The organism is Ruminobacter sp. RM87, assembly GCF_000701925.1.
Lineage (GTDB): Bacteria > Pseudomonadota > Gammaproteobacteria > Enterobacterales > Succinivibrionaceae > Ruminobacter > Ruminobacter amylophilus.
Window position 1 is genome coordinate 1 of record NZ_JNKD01000016.1, and the last position, 24,845, is coordinate 24,845.

Sequence of the window (24,845 nt, forward strand, 5' to 3'; positions counted from 1 at the left end):
TTTAACTTCACGGAGAACGGAGCCGATGTCAGTGCCGGATACTACACCATCATCCAGACAGCGATAGCCAACGGTCTGGCTCCGTACAAATATCTTGAATGGCTTCTTACGGAAATCAGTTCGGTAAGACCGAAGAACGTACTCAGCAACATGAGTCATCTTCTGCCGTGGTCAGACAAGGTCCCCGCAGACTGCAGGTCAAACAATCTGGAAGACCTGCGTAAGGCTGAAACAGCTTCCGAGGACTAATCCAATAAATCTTAAAAACTCACTGTGGTAGTAGCACAGTGAGCTTCAATTTTAAATAACCCTATTTGCTTACACGCATACGTTCATTTTACTTCTATCGCTGCTTTAACCGGACTGATTGGTGTGTTCGGAAAATGAAAGACGACATGGCTTGATAAAAAAGCAGAAGGACATTGGTTTTTGAATGAGAAGTGATTATTGGGGAATATAAAAAAGTGAGATATGCAGAAACAAAAAAAGAGTGATTAAATCACTCTCCAAGTCTTCAGAATGGTGGAGGGGGAAGGATTCGAACCTTCGAAGACAGAGTCGGCAGATTTACAGTCTGCTCCCTTTGACCGCTCGGGAACCCCTCCACGCTTTCGATGTGTGTATATTATCATGAAAGTTTAAAAATAAAAGTCTTTTTTTTATTTTTTGGTTTGTTTGCTTGAATATTAGACAAAAAAGTGTTTTAAGCTCTCATGATAATTAATTTCTTTTTGAATGTATTTCTCTGGTTTCAAGACGTGAACCTTCTCCCTTCTTGATAAGAACATAGGTTGCGCCTTTGTCTCCGTGATACGGCATGGCGGTGTGGTAAGCCAGAACTTCAGGCATCATCTTCAGCCAGTGTGCCACATAACTCTTGAGCAGAGCTTTCGGTGTTGAAAATTCCCCTTTGCCGTGAACAATGATGATACATCTTACATCTTCACGGTAGGCTTTGATTACCAGTTTTCTGACCTTTTTGTAAGCCTGTTCAATGGTGTTGTTGTGCAGATCCACGCCAAGCTGAGGGAAATATTCTCCAGCTTTGAGTTTCCTCATGACGCCAAACTGCAGACCGGCTGTTTTGTAGCTTATGGTATCCAGGGGATCCACGAATTCCATATTCGCAGTGGAGAAGAAGTCGAGTTCTTCCTCCTTGTTTTCCTCTGTGCATCTGTCTTTAAGCATCTGGGAAATTTTAGGATCCATAAGTGGTTTCTTGTGTTCCACTGTATTTGATTTTATCTTTTTTACTCCCTGGATAAAATCACTGAATGAACCATGAGTATCCTGGTCCGGCAATTCATCAGGAGGTAGACTGTTTGCGCTCATTTATTCATCCTTATTTTAATACTGGTACTGTCTGGTAATGTTGACTGCTGTTTCATGTGACGGATAATCGTCATTAAGCGAAATTATCAGACTGATACTGTGAAAGATATAGTATGCGAAGATTATAATCGTTTTTGGCACTTATTTACATATGACAGGGCAAAGAACGGCTGTCTGATGCCTTAGTCGGCTGTCTGAGTTTTGTCGTGAACCAGATTTCTCGCGGAATCAATGGCCTGACAGACGGCGGGAATACCTGTTTCATAGCTTCTCGGAGATATTTTCATCAGTGAGTCCTGCTGTTCCCTGGTCAGAACAACTGTTCTGTTTTTCAGGGATGATGGCAGATTCTGGTTATCATCAATCAGGGAGATTACGACATCAGGTTTGCCTGCAATAAGTTTTTCGGCAGAGACAGATGGAAATTTAATGGTCAGTTTTTCGAAAATATTGGATCCTCCACAGATTTTTACCGCCTGGTTCAGAAATGTTTCCCCGCCTGCCGTAAGCAGTGGTTTGTCCCAGATAACAATGGCTGTTTTGATCACATGTTTATTAGCGTGTTCTTCTCTGAGATTCTGAATTTTCATCTGTATGTCGTTGATGATATCCGAAGCCTGTTTCTCCCGGTGCAGGATTTTTCCCAGATCTTCAATGACTTTCAGCAGATCACTGCCGTCTGTAATGGAATAGATATGCAGTTTGTTTTGATATTTTGTCAGTTTGCTGATTATCAGAGCGTTGAAATCACGACTTAGCAGAATATGGTCGAAATTCAGAGCGGACAGTGCTTCCTGATTGACACTGTAGTAATCTGCAATTTTAGGTAATTTCTTTAATTCATCCGGATATGTACTGTTTATATCTGTCGCGGCCAGACTGTCGATTCCACCAAGGTATGCGATTATTTCCGATATTTCCGGAGAAAAGCTGACAACTCTGACTTCATCTGTCACAGGAGTGACAGGAGTATCAGTTGATACGGTATGACTATCAGTTGCACTGCTGTCAATGAGTAAAGCATCGGTTACCAGTATGGAAGCAACCAAAAGGGGCACAATCAGTAAAATAATTTTGGTGGTTAAGTTAATCATATCTGCATAAAAATAAAAAATACCGGTAACGGAGAGCACGGTTACCGGTTGGATGTTAGATGATTTCCAGAAGTTTTAAGGTTATGTCCTGACTGTTTCTGGTTGCCAGAGGCAGCATTTCATCGAAAGTCATGTCAGCCTTTTCATTTGCATTGTCGGAAATGGTGCGGATTACGATGGCCGGTTTTTCCAGAATTGCTGCGGCCTGAACGATGGCAGCCGCTTCCATTTCGGTGGCGTAAGCATCCGGAAAGTTGCTGATTAGAGCTTCATTATGTTCTTTGCCCGCAATGAACTGGTCTCCGCTGATAACAAGTCCTGTATGTACATGGAAATTGTAGCTTTCGGCAGATTTAAGAGCAGCTTCTCTGGTTTTTTCAACGTATTCGGGATTGAGTGTGATTACAGGTTCGAACCCCGGAACCTGTCCCAGTTTGTAATTGAATATTCTCAAGTCAAAATCATGCTGACAGGCAGCTGTTCCGATGACAACGTCGAGTACCTTTGTTTCAGGTTTCAGACCGCCGGCAACACCTGTATTGATAACGACGTCGGCATTGAATTTTGCAATCATTAAAGATGTGGCAAGAGAGGCGGAAACCTTTCCGATACCGCTGCAGGTAAGAACCACTTCCTTGCCGTTTATCTGACCGGTGTAATATTCCTTGCTGCCGATTTTGTGAGTGACGATGTTCTGAATATTCTTTTTTAAAGCCTCGATTTCTTCAGGCATTGCTCCGATAATTCCGTAAATCATGGTAACTTCGATATCCTTTGAATCTGTAGATGTTATGAAAACCAAACTAAATTGAATTTTATCATAAAGCGCAGGCTTTCCATACTGCTGAACCATTCTGAAATCATATAAGCGGTTTGCAAAGAAAAGAAAGCCATGACGGTGTGCACTGTCATGGCTTTCTGAAGTATCGATCCGGTAGTATCTGATTTTATCTGTGGTAGATATTTCTTACCGGATCATGGTGGTGGCTGAGGCCGTGAGCTCCGTTATGGGCATACAGCTTCGGCTGATGCTTAACATGGTGATGGTGTGGCTTGTGATGAGCTGTTTCATGGTGTATGACATGAGGTTTTGCGGGAACATGATGTCCCGAATGTCCATAAGCATGTGCGTGATTAATGCTGTCGGAATTTACCTGTACGGATACTCCGTGGCTTCCTGCCGATACGTTTACGCTGGCGGCGGCAGTGTTGTAGGCAAAGAGACTTAACAATACAAAAACAGAAACTAAGATCTTTTTCATGGTTCATCCTTATTTTCTATATATTTCATTATCTGATCCGACCTGTTTCAAGTCGGAGTTTCATTAGTCCATGGCATTAACTGATGCCTTGAAATTTATGTCTGATGTCTGTTCATCAGATGTGTTCAGTATAGCAACAGGATGGTGTTTTAATATGACAGGGAGATGGTAATGCGTTACAAAGTATGTCAGTCGGAAACAAATTATTAAATGCTGTGTTTTTAGCAGCCAGAGGTATATAGATGAGGTTATGTGTTTCGCAGGCGGGATTTTGCCAGTGTTATATATATAAAGGATAATGAATCTTAACTTGTGATTAAGATTTGTTTAAAGATATCTGAATGTGCACATTCTTGGTGCAGAATGAACCAAATAAAAACATGATAGAAGATAAAAACTGCTGGCGGTTAAAATTCAACCATCGGCCTGATGGCACTGAATATGTGACTAATGTAGGAAGATGTTCTTTTTCTGTGCGCTAATAAAGTGCAATTTAACCGGATCTGGGGCGCTTAGAAAAGGAGAATAATTTTCGGCAGGTATTTTTAAGTGCAAAATGAATAATTATTCATAATAAATACATAATTATTTAAAATAATGATTTGAACTGCTGTTAAAGTGATTAAGTTGTATTTTTGATAAAACTAGAATATTTATACATTACATACAATATAATGCATGTTTTTGTTCTGAAAACAAACTTTGTAGACTGGCTTTTCCCTGGAAAATAAAAAATGAATAAATATTTATTTAAAACAATCTTTTATGTGGCATGAATTATGCTTAATGCACTGATTAAGTGAGAATTTTTATATCTTAAGTGGATATAGACATAATTTTTTAGGTTTGTCATTTTGTATCGGAGCGGCTAGGCTGTTTCGAATAAATGGCAACATTGTTGTTATATAGAGGATTTGATGTGATGGATTCAGCATTACCTAAGAGCCAGGGGCTTTATGATCCTGCCAATGAGCATGACGCATGCGGCGTCGGTTTCGTTGCTCATATGAAGGGGATTAAGAGTCATAGTATTGTTGAGCAGGGTTTGCTTATACTCAAAAATATCAATCACCGAGGTGCTGTAGGTGCCGACCCATTACAGGGTGACGGTGCAGGTATTTTGATTCAGATACCTGATCAGCTGTATCGTGATGATATGATTCTGCAGGGAGTGAAGTTGCCGGCTGCAGGCGAATACGGCGTCGGTATGATTTTCCTGCCTCGTGAAGCCGCTTCACGCAAGGCCTGTGAAGAAGAGATCGAACGTGCCGTAAGAGCAGAAGGTCAGGTTGTTCTGGGGTGGAGAGACGTGCCGGTAGATACCGACTGTCCGATGTCTCCGACCGTAAAGGCTACAGAACCTGTAATCAGACAGATTTTTGTCGGTCGCGGTAAGGATGTTCTGGTAACAGACGCTCTTGAAAGAAAACTCTATATAATCAGAAAACGCAGTTCTAAGGCTATTAAGAATCTTAACCTGAGACACTGTCATGAATTCTATATTCCTTCTTTCTCTGCCAGAACCATTGTGTATAAAGGTCTGCTTCTGGCTGATCAGGTTGGAACATATTTCAGAGATCTTGCTGATACCAGATGCCAGTCTGCACTTGCGATGGTTCATCAGAGATTCTCTACCAATACATTCCCGTCATGGGATCTGGCTCATCCGTTCCGCATGATTGCGCACAATGGTGAAATCAACACCGTTCGCGGTAATGTCAACTGGATGAGAGCAAGAGAAAAATGCGTTCATTCTCCTGTTTTAGGTGATGATCTGGAAAAGGTATGGCCTCTGATTTATCCGGGGCAGTCAGATTCCGCATCTTTCGATAATGCTCTTGAACTTCTTACCATGAGCGGTTATTCACTGGCACACGCCGTAATGATGATGATTCCTGAAGCATGGGAAAAGCATGCCACCATGGATCCGAAGCGTCATGCCTTCTATGAATATCATGCCGCAATGATGGAACCGTGGGACGGCCCTGCAGCCGTAGCCTTTACCGACGGCCGTCAGATAGGTGCTACACTCGACCGTAACGGTCTCCGTCCTGCCAGATATCTGGTAACCAAGGACGATCTGGTGGTTATGGCATCTGAATCCGGCGTTCTTCCTATCGAAGATTCAAGAATTCTGAAGAAATGGCGTCTGCAGCCGGGTAAGATGTTCCTCATTGATATGGAACAGGGGCGCATCATTGACGACTCAGAAATCAAGAACAGCCTTGCAACAGCAAAGCCATACAGCGAATGGATCAATAAGATTCGCATCAAGATCGGTGAACTGGACGAACGTTCAGGAAACGTTGCACCTATTGCTCATGAAGCATCACTTCTTGATATGCAGCAGCTGTTCGGTTATACCAATGAAGACATCAACAAAATTATGCTTCCGATGGCAAAGCTCGGACAGGAACCTCTTGCTTCAATGGGTAACGATGCCGCACTTGCAGTAATGGCAAAGAAGGACAAGACTCTTTACGATTACTTCCGTCAGGTGTTTGCTCAGGTAACCAATCCTCCAATCGACCCGATCAGAGAAGAAATGGTAATGTCTCTGCTGTCATTCATCGGACCAAGACCAAATCTGCTGAATTCCACCGATATCAATCCTCCTATCAGACTTGAAGTCGAACAGCCGATCTTAAGCGAACTGCACATGGAACAGATCCGCAGCATCGCCAAGTACACAGACAGCAAGTTCCGTTCATATGAGCTTGATATCACCTATCCTCTTTCATGGGGCAAGGAAGGTATCGAAGCACGTCTTGCAAGTCTTGCGTGCGAAGCTGAAGATGCCGTTAAGGCTGGCGCCAACATTCTGATTGTTACCGACCGCAAGGTATGCAGGGATCGTGTGGCAATTCCGGCTCTGCTTGCTACTTCTACAGTTCATTTACGTCTGGTTAACGCCGGTCTGAGAACCAGTACCGGTCTGGTTGTTGAAACAGGCAGTGCCAGAGAAGTTCATCATTTTGCTCTTCTCGCAGGCTACGGTGCTGAAGCGGTTCATCCGTATCTTGCCATTGAAACCCTTCGTGATCTTGCCAAGGGTGACAAGGCTCTTGAAGAAGATTACATCCATCATTACATCAAGGCAGTATGTAAAGGTCTGTGCAAGACCATGTCAAAGATGGGTATTTCAACCTATATGTCATACACCGGCGCTCAGGTGTTTGAAGCTGTCGGTCTTACCCGTGAATTTGTTGACAAGTACTTCACCAATACCGCAAGCAATGTGGAAGGTGTTGGTCTGTTTGAAGTCGCACAGGAAGCCATTAATCTTCATAACGCGGCCTTTGGTAAGGATCCTCTTCTTGCTGAAAGTCTTGATGTCGGCGGTGAATACAGCGTCCGTGTAAGAGGGGAAGATCACCTGTGGACTCCAGACGCCATTTCAAATCTGCAGCATGCAGTACGTCAGAATGATGCCGAAACCTATCAGAAATATGCTCAGATCATTAATGATCAGACCAAGAGACATCTGACTCTTCGCGGTTTCTTTGAAATCAAGTCTCCGTTCAGTCCAATCAGCATTGATGAAGTAGAGCCTGCAAAGGAAATCGTTAAGCGTTTTGCTACAGGTGCAATGTCTCTCGGTTCTATTTCTACTGAAGCCCATACCAATCTGGCCATTGCCATGAACCGTATCGGCGGTAAGTCCAATACCGGTGAAGGCGGTGAAGACGCAAGACGTTTCCAGCCGGTAACCAAGAAGACCAAGCTTTCTGAAATCATTGGTGAAGGCCGTGTGGCAAGAGATATTGAACTTGAACCGGGTGACAGTCTTCGTTCCGCCATCAAGCAGGTTGCTTCAGGACGTTTCGGGGTAACCGCTGAATACTGTGTGAACGCTGATCAGATTCAGATCAAGATGGCACAGGGTGCAAAGCCTGGTGAAGGCGGTCAGTTACCTGGACACAAGGTTTCCGAATATATCGGTTTTCTCCGTCACTCAGTTCCTGGTGTAGGTCTTATTTCTCCTCCACCTCATCACGATATCTACTCAATTGAAGATCTGGCTCAGCTGATTCACGACCTGAAGAACGTTAATCCGAAGGCTTCAATTTCAGTTAAGCTGGTATCAGAAGTAGGTATCGGTACCGTTGCGGCAGGTGTTGCCAAAGCCAAGGCGGATCATATCGTAATCGCAGGTCATGACGGCGGTACAGGTGCTTCACCTGCATCATCAATCAAGCACGCAGGTTCCGCCTGGGAACTCGGTTTGTCTGAAACTCAGCAGACCCTGGTTCTTAACCGTCTCCGTGGTCGTGTAAGAGTACAGGTTGACGGTCAGCTCAAGACAGGTAGAGACGTTGTTATCGGTGCTCTCCTCGGTGCGGATGAATTCGGTTTTGCTACTGCTCCTCTGGTTGCATCAGGCTGTATCATGATGAGAAAGTGTCAGCTTAATACCTGTCCGGTAGGTGTGGCAACTCAGGATCCTGAATTGCGTAAGCGTTTTGCCGGTCGTCCGGAACACGTTGTAAGATATTTCTTCTACGTTGCTGAAGAAGTTCGTCAGATCATGGCTTCCATGGGTATCAGAAAGTTTGATGATCTTATCGGTCATTCAGAATATCTTGACAAGCGTCAGGGTATCGAACACTGGAAGGCTAAGGGGCTGGATTTCTCCAAGATCTTCTATCAGCCTGAAAGAGCTGAAAGCACTGCAATCAGACATTCTGAATTCCAGGATCACGGTCTGGAAAAGGCGCTGGATAACGAGTTTATCTCAAGTGCGGCAGATGCCATCAATAAGGGTAAAAAGGTTGAGTTTACCGGCAGAATCACCAACGTGAACCGTACGGCATGTACCATGCTTTCCGGTGCCGTTGCGGAAAAATACGGTGACCACGGTCTTGCAGACGATACCATAACTCTTCGTCTGACCGGTACTGCAGGTCAGTCATTTGCTGCCTTCCTCTGCGGTGGTATAACCGTTGAACTTACCGGTGAAGCAAACGACTATGTCGGCAAGAGTATGTCAGGCGGTAAGCTGATTATTCATCCTCGCCGTGATTTCACCGCCAACTCTTATGAAAATATCATCTGCGGTAATACCTGCTTCTATGGTGCAACCAGCGGTGAAGCCTATATCAGCGGTGTGGCCGGTGAAAGATTCGGCGTAAGAAATTCAGGTGCAACAGCTGTAGTTGAAGGTGTTGGTGATCACGGCTGTGAATACATGACCGGCGGTACCGTTATCGTTCTGGGCAAGACCGGACGTAACTTCGCGGCAGGTATGTCAGGCGGTATTGCCTATGTTTATGATCCTGATGGTACATTTGCTGATTCATGCAACCTGACTTCCGTAGATCTGGAAAAGGTTCTTCCTTCTTCAGAACAGAACATGGCCGAACCTCGTCACTGCGGCATGGCTGATGAAGACATTCTGAGAAAGTTTGTTGAAAATCATGCCAAGTTGACAGGCAGTCAGAGAGCCAAGGATATTTTAAACAACTGGGCGGACAGCCTCAGCGATTTTGTAAAGGTATTCCCTAAAGAATACCGTCATGCACTTGTGTTGCAGTCTAACGGAAAGGAGGGCGCGTAAATGGGTAAGCCAACAGGATTTATGGAATATGCTCGCATAAATGACAAGCACCTCAGTGTTGCTGAACGTGTTAAGAATTTTAACGAGTTCACCCCGTGCCTGACAGATGATGAAGCTACAATTCAGGCGGCAAGATGTATGGACTGCGGTGTTCCTTTCTGTAACAACAAGTGTCCGGTGCACAACAACATCCCTGACTTCAATGATCTTGTTTACAGGGGGGATTACCAGACTGCAATCAAGGTTCTGCACAGTACCAGCAGTTTCCCTGAATTTACCGGACGTGTATGCCCAGCTCTCTGTGAAGCTGCGTGCAGCGTGGGTATCAGCGGCAGAACAGTAGGTACCGCTGAAGATACCACTTCCGTGGGGATCCGTTCTATTGAACGCAAGATTATTGATTACGCATGGGAACACGGCTATGTTAAACCTCAGATTCCTACAGTTAAAACCGGAAAGAAGGTTGCCGTAATAGGTTCAGGTCCTAGCGGTCTCGCATGTGCACAGCAGCTTGCCCGTGCAGGTCATGACGTGACTGTTTTTGAAAAGAATGATCATATCGGCGGACTTCTGAGATTCGGCATTCCTGATTTCAAGCTTCCGAAGTCTCTCATTGATCGTCGTATGGATCAGATGGAAGCAGAAGGCATTACCTTCCGTACCAGTACCCTTGTTGCCGATACAGACAAACTGCCTCACGGTGTTCGCTGTGATGCTACTGCTGTTGTAAGTCCAAAGGAACTTATGGATAACTTTGATGCCATTGCTCTATGCGGAGGTTCAGAAACTCCTAGAGATCTGAAGGCTCCGGGAAGAGAACTGGGCAATATTCATTTTGCTCTGGAATATCTTATCGGTCAGAACAAGGAAGTTAACGGCGGCGGTAAGAACCCTATCAATGTTAAGGGTAAGCATGTGGTGGTTATCGGCGGCGGTGATACCGGTGCCGACTGCGTGGGTACTGCCAACAGACAGGGCGCGGCTTCAGTAACTCAGATTGAAGTTATGCCAAAGCCTCCTGTTGAATATGACGTACTGGCCACATGGCCTGAATGGCCGAGAATCTTCAGAACCTACACCTCTCATGAGGAAGGTTGTGAAAGACTGTACAGCCTGAATACCAATGAGTTTATCGGTAAGGACGGAAAGGTTACTGCTCTCAAGGTAAGTGAATGTGAATTCAAGGCCGGAAAACTGGTCAACAAGGAAGGAACTGAACACGAACTGAAGGCTGATTACGTATTCCTGGCAATGGGCTTTGTTCATCCGCTGGATGCCGTTCTGGACGGATTCGGAGTCGCCAGAGATGCCAGAGGCAATGCGGCTGCAGTGCCGGATCCTGATGTTGAATCAGGTTTTATGACCAGCGTTCCAAAGGTGTTTGCCGCAGGGGACATGAGAAGCGGTCAGTCACTGGTTGTGAGAGCAATGAGTGAAGGTCGTCGCTGTGCCAGAGCTGTGGATAAGTATCTTATGGGTATGAGTCTTCTGCCGGCATGCTGATAAAATAGCATAAAAGGCTTTTTAAGAAGGGTGAACGGGAAACTATCTGCTTCCGTTCACTCTTTTTTTATGTCTCGATAAATTGATGTGAATTATTGCGGACAGGAGAATGACATGGCGGATATTTGTTTTTTTTTAGTTTTAAGTTAATATTTCACAGTACATTTAAAAGTTGTGGAAAAATAAGTCATCTGCCGCCACACTGCCTGTGAGGATTGTTTTTCTGTTTTGCAGTATTTTACGCATGTGAGTTTTTCGGTTTGTAACAGTATATGCATATTAATCAGTATCTGAATACCTATGGTGATTATCTTAAAAGACGTTTCGGACAGAGGGTGCAGAAACTGTCGTTAAGCGGCAATTTCACCTGCCCCAATCGCGACGGAACTCTCGGCAGAGGCGGGTGTACATTCTGCAATATATCTTCTTTTTCCGGGGAAGGTAAAGAGAGCCTGTCAATTTCGGAACAGCTGGCACAGGCTCCTGAAAAACGTTCAAAAATATTTCTTGCCTATTTCCAGGCATACACCAGCACCTATGCGGAGCTTCAGCTGCTGAAAAGAATGTATTCAGAAGCTCTGGAATATCCCAATATTGTCGGAATATGCATAGGAACCAGACCGGACTGCGTATCCGATGAAGTACTGGATCTGCTGGAAAGATATCAGGATGAAGGGAAGGAGGTGTGGCTCGAACTTGGATTGCAGAGTGCAATTGACGAAACTCTGGATCTGATAAACAGACATCATCATTTTTCTCAGTACGCGGATACGGTCAACCGTGCCAGAAGTCGAGGGATAAAGGTCTGTGCTCACCTGATAATAGGTCTTCCTAGAGAGGAACTGATTCATAATCTCACCACACTGCAGATGGTAATTGATGAAGGGGTGGACGCCCTTAAGCTCCATCAGCTGCACATTGTTAAAGGCAGTGCCATGGCCGCGATGTACCGCAGGGGAGAAATATCGGTTCTTGAACTTGCTGAATATGCGAAAATCGCCGCCAGACTGATTCAGTATACACCGCCGGAAATCATGTATGAACGAATAGGGGCTTCAGTTCAGGATGCTTCGCTTATAGCTCCCATGTGGTCTACGCAGCGGTGGCCGTGCATAGATAAAATCGGAGAGATACTTGCTGAAAAAGGAGGGCAGGGGACTGCCATAGGCAGACCGTACATATATGACGGCATCAGCAGAGGTTAGGCTTTTTTTCGGATTTCTCAGTATGAATTTTCCTGAAAGTCGGGATTTAACATTGACAAACTGTGGAGCAATGCTCAAAGTAATTTGTAAATGTTTTGTATAATTGTTCCGTATGTGTTTTAATTGATGCTTTTCCGTTTGCGGAAAAGCTGAAACTGATTTATTTTTTTCTCGAATATTGGAAATGTGGAAATGGCAGAATCATTAAGTGCACGTCAGGCCAGCAAAAAGACCATGGCTATCATTTTAGCCGGAGGCAGAGGCAGCAGATTACATCAGATGACTGATACCAGAGCCAAGCCTGCTGTATATTTCGGCGGTAAATTCAGAATTATCGATTTTGCATTATCCAACTGCATTAATTCGGGAATCCGCAAAATAGGTGTGGTAACGCAGTATAAGTCACACAGTCTGTTAAGACATCTTCAGGCCGGGTGGTCTTTTCTGCGTAACCAGTTCAATGAATTTCTGGATCTGCTTCCTGCCCAGCAGCGAATTGATGAGGTTCACTGGTACAGGGGGACAGCAGATGCCGTATATCAGAATATTGACATAATCAAGGATCACCGTCCTCAGTACATACTGATTCTGGCCGGTGACCATGTGTATAAGATGGATTATGCCAAGATTGTTCTGGATCATCTTCAGCACGGAGGTCCTCTGACGGTAGCATGCGTGCCTATTCCGAAAGAACAGGCAAGTTCTTACGGAATCATGACTGTAAACGATGACGGACTGATCACCAGCTTTGATGAAAAGCCAAAGAATCCGAGAACAATGCCAAACAATGATAAGATGTGCCTGGCATCCATGGGTATTTATGTTTTTGATGCTAAATTCCTCTATGACGTACTTTATGAAGATGAGCAGACTGAAGATTCCAGTCATGATTTCGGCATGGACATCATTCCCCGTCTGGTAAGTCAGGGTAAGGCTCATGCTCATGATTTCAGTATTTCCTGCGTGTGCAACAGAGCCAAGAATCAGATTTACTGGCGAGATGTCGGAACCGTGGATTCGTTCTGGGCGGCCAATATGGATCTTGCATCTGTAACACCGGATCTGGATATATATGACCAGGACTGGCCGATATGGACATACCAGATGCAGCTTCCTAGTGCAAAGTATGTACAGGATCTGAACGGAGCTTCAACCATCCTCAGAAACAGCGTAATCGCCGCGGGTGTGATTATCAGTGGCTCATCGATCTGTTCGAGCGTGCTGTTTTATAACGTACGCGTACATTCTTTTACCTTTATAAACGAAGTCGTAGCCTTCCCTGACTGTGTTATTCACAGAGGCTGCCGTATAACCAGGGTTATTCTGGACAGGGGCTGCGAGCTTCCTAGAAATCTGGTAGTCGGAGAAAACAAGGAAGAGGATGAACGCAGATTCTACAGATCTGAAGGCGGAGTAACACTGATTACCCGCAGAATGCTGGCTGATCTCAGAAAGAAGGAACCTTGGCTGTTTGAGAATTTTGAGGAGTACTGTCACTACAATAATTAAAGCCCCCGTGACAGTCGTGAAGATGTAATATACGCTGCCGTTACCGGCGTATTTTCACAGAAAGTGAAATGTAACGGCAGAAAATCAAATGGAATTGGTATAACGTATCATGAATATTTACAGTGTCTGTGAGCAGAAGTTAAAACATTGGGTTAGCAGGTTGTATCAGAAGTCTGTTGTATATCTGTCAGCCGTGCTCGGTTTTTTTCTGACTCTTTTTATCACCGTTGTACACTGTGCCCTAAGTTATTTCTTTAATGGCGCCATTTCCATTTATGACGTGATTCAGCCTCTATGCTACGGAGCTCTTCTTACCCCGTTCGTTGTATTCTTCTTTTATCAGGTGTTCGCTGATGTTGAAAATGCCAGAACCCAGGTTAAGGATATGAAGAAATCTCTGGCAAAAACATACGTTGCCATGATTAACCAGCGAGACAGAAATCTTACTCTCACCAAAGACCATGAAGTTCTGCGCGGGCAGAAAAAGAAGGTTGAAAAGGAACTGGAAGAGCAGGCAACGTTCTTCTCTGCCATAGTTGATCTCACTCCCGATATCATTATGTACCGAGACGAATTCGGTAATATCAAGGGATGTAACGATAATATGCTCAGACTGCTGGGAATCAAGGATGCGGCTCAGCTTGTTGAACTTCTGAAGGATGATCATGAGCTAGATGATATCTTTGCCAAGTTCGATGATATTCTGAAAATGAATAAAAGTGACGTAACGTATGAAAGCACCATAAACGGAGTGGTTTATCAGATGAGAAAAAGACCAGCTGTCAATGCGGAAGGTAATCTGATAGGCATCATGCTGTACGGACACGATATAACAAAACTTAAGTATGAGCAGGATCTTCTTGAAAAGACCTCACGTGATAAGAGTAATTTCATATCTACTCTGAGTCATGAACTCAGAACACCGTTAAACGGTATAGTCGGGTTAAGTGACATACTTATGCAGACCGGTCGTTTTAACGGAGATGACATGCGTAATCTTAAGGCTATTAACGTCAGTGCGGTTACGCTGGGCAATATCTTCAATGATGTTATTGACCTGAACAAGTTTGAGCGTCAGACATTTAACGTAATTTATGAAAAGGTCAAGTGGCAGGATTTTCTGGATGATTTTGAAACACTGTCTCATCTCATGACGGAACAGAAGAACCTTGATTTCAAATTTAATGTCGAAGGAAAGGTGGCTGAGTATCTTCTGCTTGATCCGACACGTCTGCGTCAGATTCTCTGGAATCTGACAGGCAACGCCATCAAATTCACCAAGAAAGGCGGCATAACCATTAATGTGAAGCAGCATATGAACGGAGACGCCGCTGAACTTTCCTTTGCGATAACGGATACCGGTATAGGTATAGCCAAGGAAGAACAGGAGAAGATATTCGGTCTTTACTATCAGGTTGAAGGAACAAAACAGTCAACCGGTACCGGTATCGGACTTCATGTTACCAAGAATCTGTGTCAGGCACTTAACGGTTCCGTTCATCTTGACAGTGAACTTGGAAAGGGAAGTACTTTTACCGTTAAATTCTCCTTCAAGCAGACAGATGGTGTATCTGAAAGCAGACAGGTGAAAACAAGTTTAAGAGTATTGCTGGTTGAAGATGTTGATTTAAACATTCTTGTAGCCAGAACAATGCTGGAAAAGCTGGGACACAAGGTATTTGTGGCTAAAACTGGTCAGGAAGCTATAGATTTATTCAAGAGTGAGGAGCTGGATCTTGCATTGCTGGATATGCAGTTACCGGATATGACAGGCTTTGATGTGGCTGACGTGTTCGTTAATGAACTGGGATGCAGAATTCCTCTGATTGCCCTGACTGCCAATGTTATAAATGACAGGCAGGAATATGAAAAGCATCATATTGACGGAGTGATGAACAAGCCTTTATCTTTGAGTAAACTGGTAGAAAACCTACAAAAATATCAGGAATAATAAATGATAACAGATATTGTAAATATAAAATACGTTAACGAGTTTGTCAGCATCGCGGGAAAGGGACCTATCTGTGAAGGCATAGATATGTTTCTTAACAGTGTTGAAGACTATCTGGGCAACTGCATGAGCTATTTCAACAAGAATGGCTTTGAGGAAGCAGGTAAGGAACTTCACAAGATTAAAGGAGCTGCCAGCTCAATAGGTCTTACAAGAGTTTCCTCCAAGGCCAAGGAAATCGAACTTGAACTGTTGAAAGAACGTGATTCATATGCTCTGAACAGCAGAATTATCGAATTGAGGGAAGATATTCTGGCTGATACAAAGGAACTCAGAAATTTTGTTATGACTCTTTCCGGAATGTAATGCAGTTTTGGAGCATCAATAAGACTGTTCTCTGAATTGAACAAGTATTTCCTCGTGCTTCCGAAGTGGGGTGACGCTTTATTTTATGAATATGGCCGGTTTGTCTTCGGCTGTATACTTACGTCAGCAGGTTAAGGGATGCACACCTTTACGAAAATGAATTCAGGTTTTATATTCGGGTAACAAAAAAAACGTGAATCAGGGGATTCACGTCCTTCTTAAAAGAGTTTTCCGGTTCTTGCATGACTGTCTCAGGGATGTGGACAGTCAATCCTTGTGTAAGGATTGACCGGATTTTTTCTTATGATACCTTAACGTCTGCTCCGAAGCGATAACCTTCACCGAAAATTGTTTCGATTAGATTCTGAGCATCTTCGCTGTCCAGATGACGGCGCAGTTTTCTGATGGTAACGTCAACGGTTCTGTCATGTTCCTTTAACTCGCGTCCCATCATGAAGAACATGAGGTCTGAGCGGGTAACAATGAGTTTTGGATGTTCGCAGAAATACTGGAGCATGCGGAATTCGGCTCTTGGAAGTCTGGTTTCAACACCTGACGGACTGATCAGGTCATGGCTGTTGGTTTCCAGAACCCAGCCGTCAAATTCATATTTTTCTGAAGCGGTAGGAACAAACTGTTGTACAGGTTCCTTTTTGGATTTTGTTCTGTTGATGAGGTTTCTGGCTCTGATGGTCAGTTCTCTGGGATTGAATGGTTTGGTGATGTAGTCATCTGCACCGATTTCAAGTCCGAGGATACGGTCAATGTCGTTATCACGTCCTGTTACAAACATTAAGGCGATATCACCCTTCTCTCTGATTTCTCTGGCGAGGATAAGCCCGTTTTTACCGGGAAGGTTGATATCAAGAAGAATAAGGTCGACTTGACGACTGCTGAGAATCTCATGCATTTCGTCACCGTTACCGGCAATAAGGGTTTCATACCCTTCGGCGTTGAATATGGACGTAGCCATTTTACATGCTACAGGTTCATCATCAACAATCAGTACAGTTGCAGCAGACATGATTAAAATCCCTGAATAATTTGTTTCGAATCTTCTGACTTATAAAAAAAGTCTATTAAATTGCATTGTTGTTATAAATAAGTAAAATACGGCATGAATTTACACAATATTTTTCTAATTTATTTATAATTTTAACAATTTGACTAATTCTAGTATAGCATTTAACAAGAAATGTGAGGGTTTTTCCAGATAAAAAAACAATAAATGTTATCAAAATGTTATACAAAAGAAACTTTAGTTAAATTATCCAACTTTTTATCAGAAATGTGTACTTTATAATTGCTGATTAAACACAACTCATATGAATGCTTTCATGAAAACATCATGCTGTTTACTCTCTGAAAATGACATTAAGGAACTGATTCCGGTGATGTCCGACGGAGAGAAAATGGAACCGGTAATAATTTCGAACCGCCGGTTCCGGGATGAAACAATATGATTATCTGTTAAAACGAAGATCTCGTCCGAAAATATTGTTCGGAACAAAAATTCCGTTGTTGACTACGTGGTTGCCGTTAACAAATGTATGCATCACTCTGTTGGCGAATGTGTATCCCAGGAACGGAGACCATTTGCACTTTGAAGCGATATCCACAGGTTTAACGGTGAATTCCTCGTTTTTAACAATAGCTATATCGGCAAAATATCCTTCCTTTATAAAACCTCTTCTGTCGATATTGAATCTTACGGCAGGATTATGGCTTAGAGCCGTTACGGCAGCTTCAAGAGAAAGTTCATTGCGATGAACCAGTTCAAGGACGGCCAGCAGTGAATACTGAATCAGAGGTAATCCGGACGGAGCTTTGTAGAAAGGCTGATTCTTTTCTTCCAGAGTATGAGGAGCATGGTCGGTGGCAATAATTGAAATAATTCCCTGTTCCACTGCACTTATGAGAGCCTTTCTGTCCTCTTCGGTTTTGACGGCAGGGTTGCATTTCAGTCTGTTACCGAGTCTTTCGTATGATTTGTCATTGAAGAAGAGATGGTGCGCACACGCTTCGGCTGTTATTTTTCTCTGTTCCAGGCTGATGTCAGCAAAAGGTCTGAACAGCTCAATTTCATCTTCCGTTGAAAGATGAAGAACATGGAGGTTTGCTCCGGTTTCAAGTGCCAGATCCACGGCTTTTTTGGTTGATTTGTAGCATGCCTTGTGATTTCTGATGAGCGGATGCATGTAAGGTTTTAAATTTTCCTCTCCGTACTTAGCCTTGAATTCTTCCATGTTTTTGTTAATCAGGGCATTGTCTTCACAGTGTGTGGCTATGAGAACATGACAGTTTTTGAATATATTGTAGAGAGCCTCATCCTTGTCAACAAGAAGATTGCCGGTAGAAGAACCCATGAAGATTTTCACGCCGCAGATTTCAGCAGGGTTTATTTTCTGTATTTCTTCCATGTTGTTTTCGGTTGCACCGAGGTAGAAAGAGTAGTTTGCGTATGAATTTCTGGCCGCTATGTCCTTTTTGGCCATGATGTCTTCAATGGTTACTGCCGGAGGATTGTTGTTCGGCATGTCCATGAATGAAGTTGTTCCTCCAAGCACTGCAGCCACTGATTCAGTGGCAATGGTAGCCTTGTGGGTTGCGCCGGGTTCACGGAAGTGAACCTGGTCGTCTATCACGCCTGGCAGTACAAGCATATCTCTGCAGTCGATGATTTCGTAGCTGTCATCAGCAGGAATGCTTGTGTCAATTCTTTCAATCAGGCCGTTTTTTAGAAGAATGTCTCTCTGGCTGGTACAGCCTTCATTTATGTATGTAGCGTTTTTTAAAAGTGTGGCTGACATTTTGATAAATAATCCTGTATGTGTACCGGCGGACTGCACGGTTCCGTGAAAACGGTGGGCGTGAAACAGCCGGTGTAAGCATTGATGTTCAAGTTCCGTGTTTTATTTTACTCTACTCTAATTTACAAAACAAAAATATCAGCAGGAACAGTTGTGGGTAAAAATGAGTAACATGACGTTTTCTGGTGAAAATATAGACAATGTAATGGTATTTGGAAGCATATTCTCTGTCATACTTTGCAAGAGTTGTGTAAAGTATATAGAATGTAATAAAAAAATGATAAAAATGTTAAAACGATTAGATTTTAATCGTTTTTTATTGAAAGACAGTTAAGCAAGATAAAAATAATTTTTATAAATCACTGTCTTTTTATAATGAAAACATTTTCTTTCACAATTTTTTGAATTTGTTGTATGTAAAATCAGCAGAGAAAAGGGTTGCGGGAATATTCCGAGGCGTGTCTTACAACTTTTTAAACGGTAAATTAATGCGGCGGCAACATTTAAAATATACATTGCATGGAACTGAACCACTGTATAAAGGTTTTTTTGGTATGGATCGGTATACGGTGAGTTATGAGGGCTTTGACGGCACGATCATAGGTCCTATGTCCCGTGAAATTTTTGAAAGAGGTGATGCCGCTGCATTGGTTCCTTATGATCCGGTCAGGGATGAGGTGATTCTTATCGAACAGTTCCGTCCGGGGGCAATAAGAAAAGATCAGAATCCGTGGCTGCTTGAAGTGGTAGCCGGAATTGTTGATGAAAAGGACAGGCATAATACTCTGAATACCGTACTTAGAGAAGTCAGGGAAGAAGCCGGAGTGGAATGCAGTAAAGCCGTGTTTGCCACCCGCTTTTTTACTACTCCGGGCGGATCAACTGAAAGTATCGATCTCTACATTGGTATGGTTGATGCTTCAAAAGCCTGCGGGATCCACGGACTTGCGACAGAGCATGAGAACATAAGGGTTTTTTCGGTGCCTTTTTCTGAAGCATATGAAATGCTGGAAAACGGAGATTTCTGTAATGCCATAGCCATTATCGGAATTCAGTATCTGGCCCTTCACAGAGAAAATATCAGAAAGAATTTTCTGTCTGAGTAGCTCTGTAATAAATGTGTGATTGTTCAAAAATTATAAAAACAAAAAATTTTTTTATGGTTTTTATGATTTATTTTTACGTTTTTTATTATAAATATATATAAAATTGTTTTCGATTGTTGTAGTAAATCAATTCGTTAATTTGTGTCGTTTGTGATACATCAATAGCTGCACAACTGATCATTTCTTCAGTCTTCCGGTGGGGTGAGCTCTGATTCGCTTTGAATCAGAGTCGTTTCGGAAAGATGAACTGAAGTTAATTTTAGCTTTTTGCGGGAAACATTAACTTAAGGAAATCATTCAATAAAAAATATTGAACGCAGAAACAACAGCAGTCATAAAAGAATGTGTCATTCGGTAATGCAAAATGACCGTACTGCTGTCGGACGGGTGATTTCTGACAGTGCATGGGAATGCTCCTTTTTCTTTTCCTGTAGGTGATTTTTGGAGCATCAAGCAATATAGGATTTTATTATCAGTGCAAGATTTTGATAAAGAATATGTAAAGCCTTCCAGAGCTGACGGGGCATTCAGTATCCTTCAGCTTACTGATACGCATCTGTTTGCGGATCTGAATACTGGCTTTTTAGGTATCAATACAGCCGGAAGTCTTCAGGCTGTGATTGATGCTGTTCTCAGACAGAATAGAAAATTTGATTTGATAATTGCTACAGGTGATATTGCTCAGGATTATTCCGAACAGTCCTATATCAATTTCGCCAAAATGATGCACGATTCTTTCTCACAGCCGGTATTCTGGCTTCCGGGCAATCATGATGACGGTCCAAAAATGGCCAGAGTATTCCCAACCGTGGGAGTCAGTGTCGCCAAGAACGTAATAGTTGATAAATGGCAGTTCGTACTGCTTAATACTCAGGTCTACAACGCACCATTCGGCTGGATAACTCCGGAAGAGCTCAATTATCTCAGACAGTGTCTGGATAATCATCCGGAACTTTATACGGTTGTGTGTCTGCATCATAATGCCTACAGGGTAAACAGCGCATGGCTTGATCAGCATGAGCTGAGAAATAAGGAAGAACTTCTTGAGCTTATTTCTCACTATCCGAAAGTGAAGCTTGTTCTTTGCGGACATGTGCATCAGGAAACGGATTTTGTAAGAGACGGAATAAGATTTATTTCTTCTCCTGCCACAAGTATTCAGTTTGAACCTTTAAGTTTTAATTTCGGCCTGGACAGCAAAGGACCGGGGTGGAGGTACATAACATTCACTCCTGACGGAGGCATATCCACTGATGTGTATCGTCTGCCTTTTGAGTCGTTCAGACCTGATTTTGCGATAGGCGGGTACTAAATGAATAACACTGTGGTTTTATATGTTCACGGGTTCAAGTCCTCATCCAGAGCCGTGAAGGCGACTCAGACAAAGGATTACATACACGACTATGAGGTGGATCTTTCCTTTGATGCCATGGATCTTCCAAATACCCCCGCAGAGGCTTTTGCCGACATGTGTTCTCTTGTTGAGAAGTATCTTAATCAGGGGGTAAAGGTGTGTCTTATCGGAAGTTCGATGGGCGGTTTTCTGTCAATGTATCTGTCTGCTAAGTACAACCTTAAGGCCGTACTGATAAATCCGTGTGTGTATCCGTGGAATTTCCTTGAACAGGTTAAGGGAAAGCAGATAAACGTTTATACCGGAGATGAGTTCGAAATTACCGAAAAGCATGTTGAGGATGCAAAAAAAATAGCGGAATCATACGAGCTTAATACAAAAAATCTGGCTCTGTTTCTTCAGAGAGGGGATGAACTGCTGGATTATGTCGATGCCAGCGTGCTTCTGGGACGCAGTGCACTGGTTCATATAGAGGACGGCGGCTGTCATCAGTTTGATCATTATGAATTCTATCTTCCTGAAATAATCCGATTCCTTATAAACTGATTTTTCCTGACAGGCCTCTCTGATAAATTTCAAGAGGCTTTTCCTTTCAAATATTTCAGTATGTTATAATAGACCTCCAAAGGACGTGAAAAAGCCTGCAGTTAAGGCTTTTGTCCGGCTGTATATTAATGAAATCAAAGTATAAATACGGTTTAGGCAAGATTGTAAGTATCAAACCTCTTTCTATTTCAGGTGATGGTAATGTCAACAGATGTTTTAGATGAATATAATGGCGATTCGATTGAAGTTCTTGAAGGTCTGGATCCTGTTCGCAGACGTCCGGGGATGTATACTGATACTTCTTCACCAAATCATCTGGGTATGGAAGTTATTGACAACAGTGTTGACGAGGCTCTGGCGGGATTTGCCACCAGAATAGACGTGGTTCTGTATGAGGATCAGTCTCTGGAGGTTGCCGATAACGGTCGAGGCATGCCTGTGGACATTCATTCTCAGGAAAAGGTGCCGGCCGTGGAACTGATTTTCGGTAAACTGCATGCCGGCGGTAAATTCTCAAACCGTAACTATTCCTTCTCCGGCGGTCTGCACGGCGTTGGTGTGAGTGTGGTGAATGCCCTATCTGAAAAGCTTGAAGCTGAAATCAAGCGTGACGGCAAGGTGTATAAGATTGGATATGCCGACGGAAACAAGGTAGAGGATCTTCATGTTATAGGAGAGGTGGGAAAAAAGAACACCGGAACAAAAATCCGTTTCAAACCGAATCCGACGTATTTTGAGCGTACAAATTTCCGTGTAAGTTCCATGATTGCACTGCTTAAGGCCAAAGCTGTTCTCTGTCCGGGGCTTACCATTACTTTTCTGAATACACTGACCAGTGAAACATACAGCTGGTGCTTCAAGGGCGATTTAAAGGAATATCTTGTTACCGCACTTGGTGAGGCCTCATACGTTCCTTCACCGGAGCCTTTTGCCGGTCATATGGAAGTGGAAGATGCGATTGTTGACTGGGCTTTCGTATGGATGAGCCAGTCGGCAGGAACGGTTTCGGAATCATATGTCAACCTGATTCCTACTCCTTTGGGAGGTACTCATGTCAACGGCCTTAGACAAGCGGTCAACAGTGCTCTTAAGGAGTTCTGTGATATTCACAACATGCTACCGAAAAACGTGAGTCTTACAATAGACGATACCTGGGATAACATCTCTTTTGTTCTGTCGGTGAAAATTCCGGAACCTCAGTTTGCCGGTCAGACAAAGGAAAAACTGTCAAACAGAGAATGTGCATCACTGGTTGTGAATGCCGTAAAGGACAGTTTTACTCTCTGGCTTAACGCCAACATTGAAGCGGCAAATGCCATTGCTGAAATATGTATTGCCAGAGCCACGGCCAGAACAACAACCGCCAAGACCGTAAACAGAAAAAGAGTGGTTGGCGGTCCTACTCTGCCTGGAAAACTGAAGGATTGCACCAGTACAGATCCTTTAAGAGGGGAGCTGTTCCTGGTGGAAGGTGATTCTGCAGGCGGTTCCGCAAACAGTGCAAGAGACCGCGAATATCAGGCTGTTCTTCCTCTCCGCGGTAAAATTCTGAATACCTGGGATGTTGAAACGGCCAGAATTTTTGAATCTGATACCATTCAGGATATCTCCGTGGCTATTGGTCTTGACCCTTCATCTGATGATCTCAGCGGGCTGAGATACGGTAAAATCTGTATTCTTGCAGATGCGGATTCTGACGGTCTGCATATCGGCACCCTGATTTGTGCCCTGTTTGCCAAACATTTCCCTAAGGTTATCGAAGAAGGTCATCTTTACGTGGCCATGCCTCCTCTGTTCCGTGTGGTGCAGGGAACAGAAAGCTATTATGTTCTGGATGAAGAGGAAAAGGAGAATCTGGTTAAAAAGCTAAGTACCAAGCATAAGGGAAATATTGAGGTTACCCGATTCAAAGGTCTTGGTGAAATGAATGCTTCACAGCTTAAAGAAACCACTATGGCTCCGGCCACCAGACGTCTGGTGAGACTTACTCTCGATGAAACCAATGAGAAGGCGGCCTACAGCATCATGGACATGCTTCTTTCCAAGAAAAACAAGAGGGAAGCTGACAGAAGGGAATGGCTGGCAACCAAAGGTTATCTGGCAGATGTTGAAGACTAACCCATTTTTAATTATTCATGCTGTAACAACCAGGACCGAGGATATATACTTAGAGTGTGAATGTTTCTGATTGAGAGAGAATCAGGCTGTTCCGTCTCAGTGTTTTTCATAGTCGGAATTATCGGCCGGTACTCAGCAGTGTTTGAATAATAAGGAATGGTCTGAATGGATAAGGTTCTCAGTCTGTACGAGTCGTATATCAGGGGGGAGCTCGGTCTCTCCGAGGCAACTCTGAGTACCTATCTGTATCAGGTCAGGAAATTTCTTGTATTCCTCTCAGGAAGAAACACTTCATACACTGATTTTTCCGTTGATGATTTTGAAGCATTTCTGGCATATACCGTTGATGAGCTCAGACAGAAGGAGAATACAACGGTAATATCGATAAACGCCCTTCGTTCATTCATGAAATTTCTTCGTGTTGAAGGCATCAGAAAGGATAATCCTCTCGAAAATGTTTCAACACCAAAACTTGGACAGAGAATACCTAAAGTGGTGTCTCATCAGGAAGTGATGAGGATGTTGCATGCCCTGAGTGAGGATTCTCTTGATGCACTCAGAGACAAATGTCTTCTTCTGTTCATATACGGTTCCGGTCTGCGATCAAGTGAAGTCATGAACCTGTCGTATGACATGATAAATTTTGAAAGTCAGTTTCTGAAAATCAGAGGAAAGGGCAGCAAGGAACGTCAGGTACCGGTATCGGATGAACAGATAAGGGTTCTTAATCTTTATACCGCCAAGATGAAGGAGCTTATGTCTGAGGGGAAGATTCCGGAGTACAAGGGGGCTCTGATTTTTGTAAATCCTAAAACAGGGAAGGTGTTTACACGACAGTACCTGTTTCTCCACATAAAATCCCTGATAAAAAAAGTCGGAATAGTCAGAAACGTGTCGGCTCATACTTTAAGACATGCGTTTGCCACGGAACTTCTCGACAATGGAGCGGATCTGAAATCAATACAGGAGCTTTTGGGGCATTCATCAATGACTACCACTGAGATCTATACTCACGTGGCAAAAAGCCGTATGCATAAGATTTATGAGAAAACCCATCCCCGCTCATGAAAAACGGCATCTTATTTCTTAATTTGAAAAATTTTTTCCAAAATTAACATACATGTATGTATAA

Annotated in this window: 18 protein-coding genes and 1 tRNA gene; 12 read left to right on the plus strand and 7 right to left on the minus strand. The window is 43.3% G+C overall.

What is annotated here, in order from left to right:
• Positions 1-249, plus strand: a 249-nt coding sequence (locus tag T489_RS0105095; RefSeq protein ID WP_051621802.1) for a transposase domain-containing protein, incomplete at its 5' end; no start/stop codon positions are given.
• Between the two features lie 271 nt (positions 250-520).
• Here the strand turns inward: T489_RS0105095 and T489_RS0105100 are convergent.
• From T489_RS0105100 to T489_RS0105120, 5 genes are all read right to left on the minus strand, one after another.
• A tRNA-Tyr gene (locus T489_RS0105100) sits at positions 521-605 on the minus strand.
• 115 nt (positions 606-720) lie between these two features.
• Complete coding sequence (locus T489_RS0105105; protein WP_051621803.1) at positions 721-1,332, minus strand: Smr/MutS family protein; 612 nt, start codon at positions 1,330-1,332, stop codon at positions 721-723.
• Between the two features lie 182 nt (positions 1,333-1,514).
• Complete coding sequence (locus T489_RS0105110) at positions 1,515-2,426, minus strand: helical backbone metal receptor (RefSeq protein WP_157608061.1); 912 nt, start codon at positions 2,424-2,426, stop codon at positions 1,515-1,517.
• A 55-nt stretch (positions 2,427-2,481) separates the two neighbouring features.
• Complete coding sequence (locus tag T489_RS0105115; protein WP_031578973.1) at positions 2,482-3,183, minus strand: 5'-methylthioadenosine/adenosylhomocysteine nucleosidase; 702 nt, start codon at positions 3,181-3,183, stop codon at positions 2,482-2,484.
• Positions 3,184-3,373: 190 nt separating this feature from the next.
• On the minus strand, positions 3,374-3,688 hold the full coding sequence (locus T489_RS0105120; RefSeq protein WP_031578974.1) for a hypothetical protein: 315 nt from the start codon (positions 3,686-3,688) through the stop codon (positions 3,374-3,376).
• A 922-nt stretch (positions 3,689-4,610) separates the two neighbouring features.
• Here T489_RS0105120 and gltB point away from each other — a divergent pair.
• The 6 genes from gltB (at position 4,611) to T489_RS0105150 (ending at position 15,779) form a co-directional block, all read left to right on the plus strand.
• Entirely contained in the window at positions 4,611-9,245 is a 4,635-nt protein-coding gene (gene gltB / locus T489_RS0105125) for a glutamate synthase large subunit (protein ID WP_031578975.1), read from the plus strand.
• Positions 9,246-10,748 (plus strand): glutamate synthase subunit beta, encoded by a 1,503-nt coding sequence (locus T489_RS0105130; protein WP_031578976.1) that lies wholly within the window; start codon positions 9,246-9,248, stop codon positions 10,746-10,748.
• Between the two features lie 272 nt (positions 10,749-11,020).
• Positions 11,021-11,953: a tRNA modification radical SAM protein MnmL/YtqA gene (locus tag T489_RS0105135; RefSeq protein ID WP_031578977.1), complete on the plus strand. Its 933-nt coding sequence runs from the start codon at positions 11,021-11,023 to the stop codon at positions 11,951-11,953.
• Positions 11,954-12,145: 192 nt separating this feature from the next.
• The gene (glgC, locus tag T489_RS0105140) at positions 12,146-13,462 is read left to right on the plus strand and encodes a glucose-1-phosphate adenylyltransferase (protein WP_037318820.1); all 1,317 of its coding nucleotides are present in this window, start codon (positions 12,146-12,148) and stop codon (positions 13,460-13,462) included.
• 109 nt (positions 13,463-13,571) lie between these two features.
• On the plus strand, positions 13,572-15,413 hold the full coding sequence (locus tag T489_RS0105145) for an ATP-binding protein (RefSeq protein WP_031578979.1): 1,842 nt from the start codon (positions 13,572-13,574) through the stop codon (positions 15,411-15,413).
• A gap of 3 nt (positions 15,414-15,416) precedes the next feature.
• Entirely contained in the window at positions 15,417-15,779 is a 363-nt protein-coding gene (locus tag T489_RS0105150) for an Hpt domain-containing protein (protein ID WP_031578980.1), read from the plus strand.
• Positions 15,780-16,080: 301 nt separating this feature from the next.
• On the opposite strand, the gene arcA is transcribed toward T489_RS0105150, so the two are convergent.
• A complete protein-coding gene (gene arcA, locus T489_RS0105155; RefSeq protein WP_031578981.1) occupies positions 16,081-16,803 on the minus strand; it encodes a two-component system response regulator ArcA in 723 nt (240 codons plus the stop codon).
• Positions 16,804-17,242: 439 nt separating this feature from the next.
• Positions 17,243-18,589, minus strand: a complete 1,347-nt coding sequence (locus tag T489_RS0105165; protein WP_031578982.1) for a dihydroorotase — start codon at positions 18,587-18,589, stop codon at positions 17,243-17,245.
• Between the two features lie 488 nt (positions 18,590-19,077).
• Between T489_RS0105165 and T489_RS0105170 the strand changes: the two genes are divergently transcribed.
• The 5 genes from T489_RS0105170 (at position 19,078) to T489_RS0105190 (ending at position 24,781) form a co-directional block, all read left to right on the plus strand.
• Positions 19,078-19,695 carry an NUDIX domain-containing protein gene (locus tag T489_RS0105170; RefSeq protein WP_031578984.1) on the plus strand — a complete coding sequence of 206 codons (618 nt, stop codon included), beginning with the start codon at positions 19,078-19,080 and terminating at the stop codon, positions 19,693-19,695.
• A gap of 475 nt (positions 19,696-20,170) precedes the next feature.
• The gene (gene cpdA, locus T489_RS0105175; protein ID WP_051621806.1) at positions 20,171-21,007 is read left to right on the plus strand and encodes a 3',5'-cyclic-AMP phosphodiesterase; all 837 of its coding nucleotides are present in this window, start codon (positions 20,171-20,173) and stop codon (positions 21,005-21,007) included.
• Positions 21,008-21,595, plus strand: coding sequence for a YqiA/YcfP family alpha/beta fold hydrolase (locus T489_RS0105180; RefSeq protein WP_031578986.1), 588 nt, complete (start codon positions 21,008-21,010; stop codon positions 21,593-21,595). It abuts the gene before it with no gap.
• Between the two features lie 201 nt (positions 21,596-21,796).
• A complete protein-coding gene (gene parE, locus T489_RS0105185; RefSeq protein WP_031578987.1) occupies positions 21,797-23,713 on the plus strand; it encodes a DNA topoisomerase IV subunit B in 1,917 nt (638 codons plus the stop codon).
• 165 nt (positions 23,714-23,878) lie between these two features.
• Positions 23,879-24,781 (plus strand): tyrosine-type recombinase/integrase, encoded by a 903-nt coding sequence (locus T489_RS0105190; RefSeq protein ID WP_031578988.1) that lies wholly within the window; start codon positions 23,879-23,881, stop codon positions 24,779-24,781.
• Positions 24,782-24,845 lie beyond the last annotated feature (64 nt).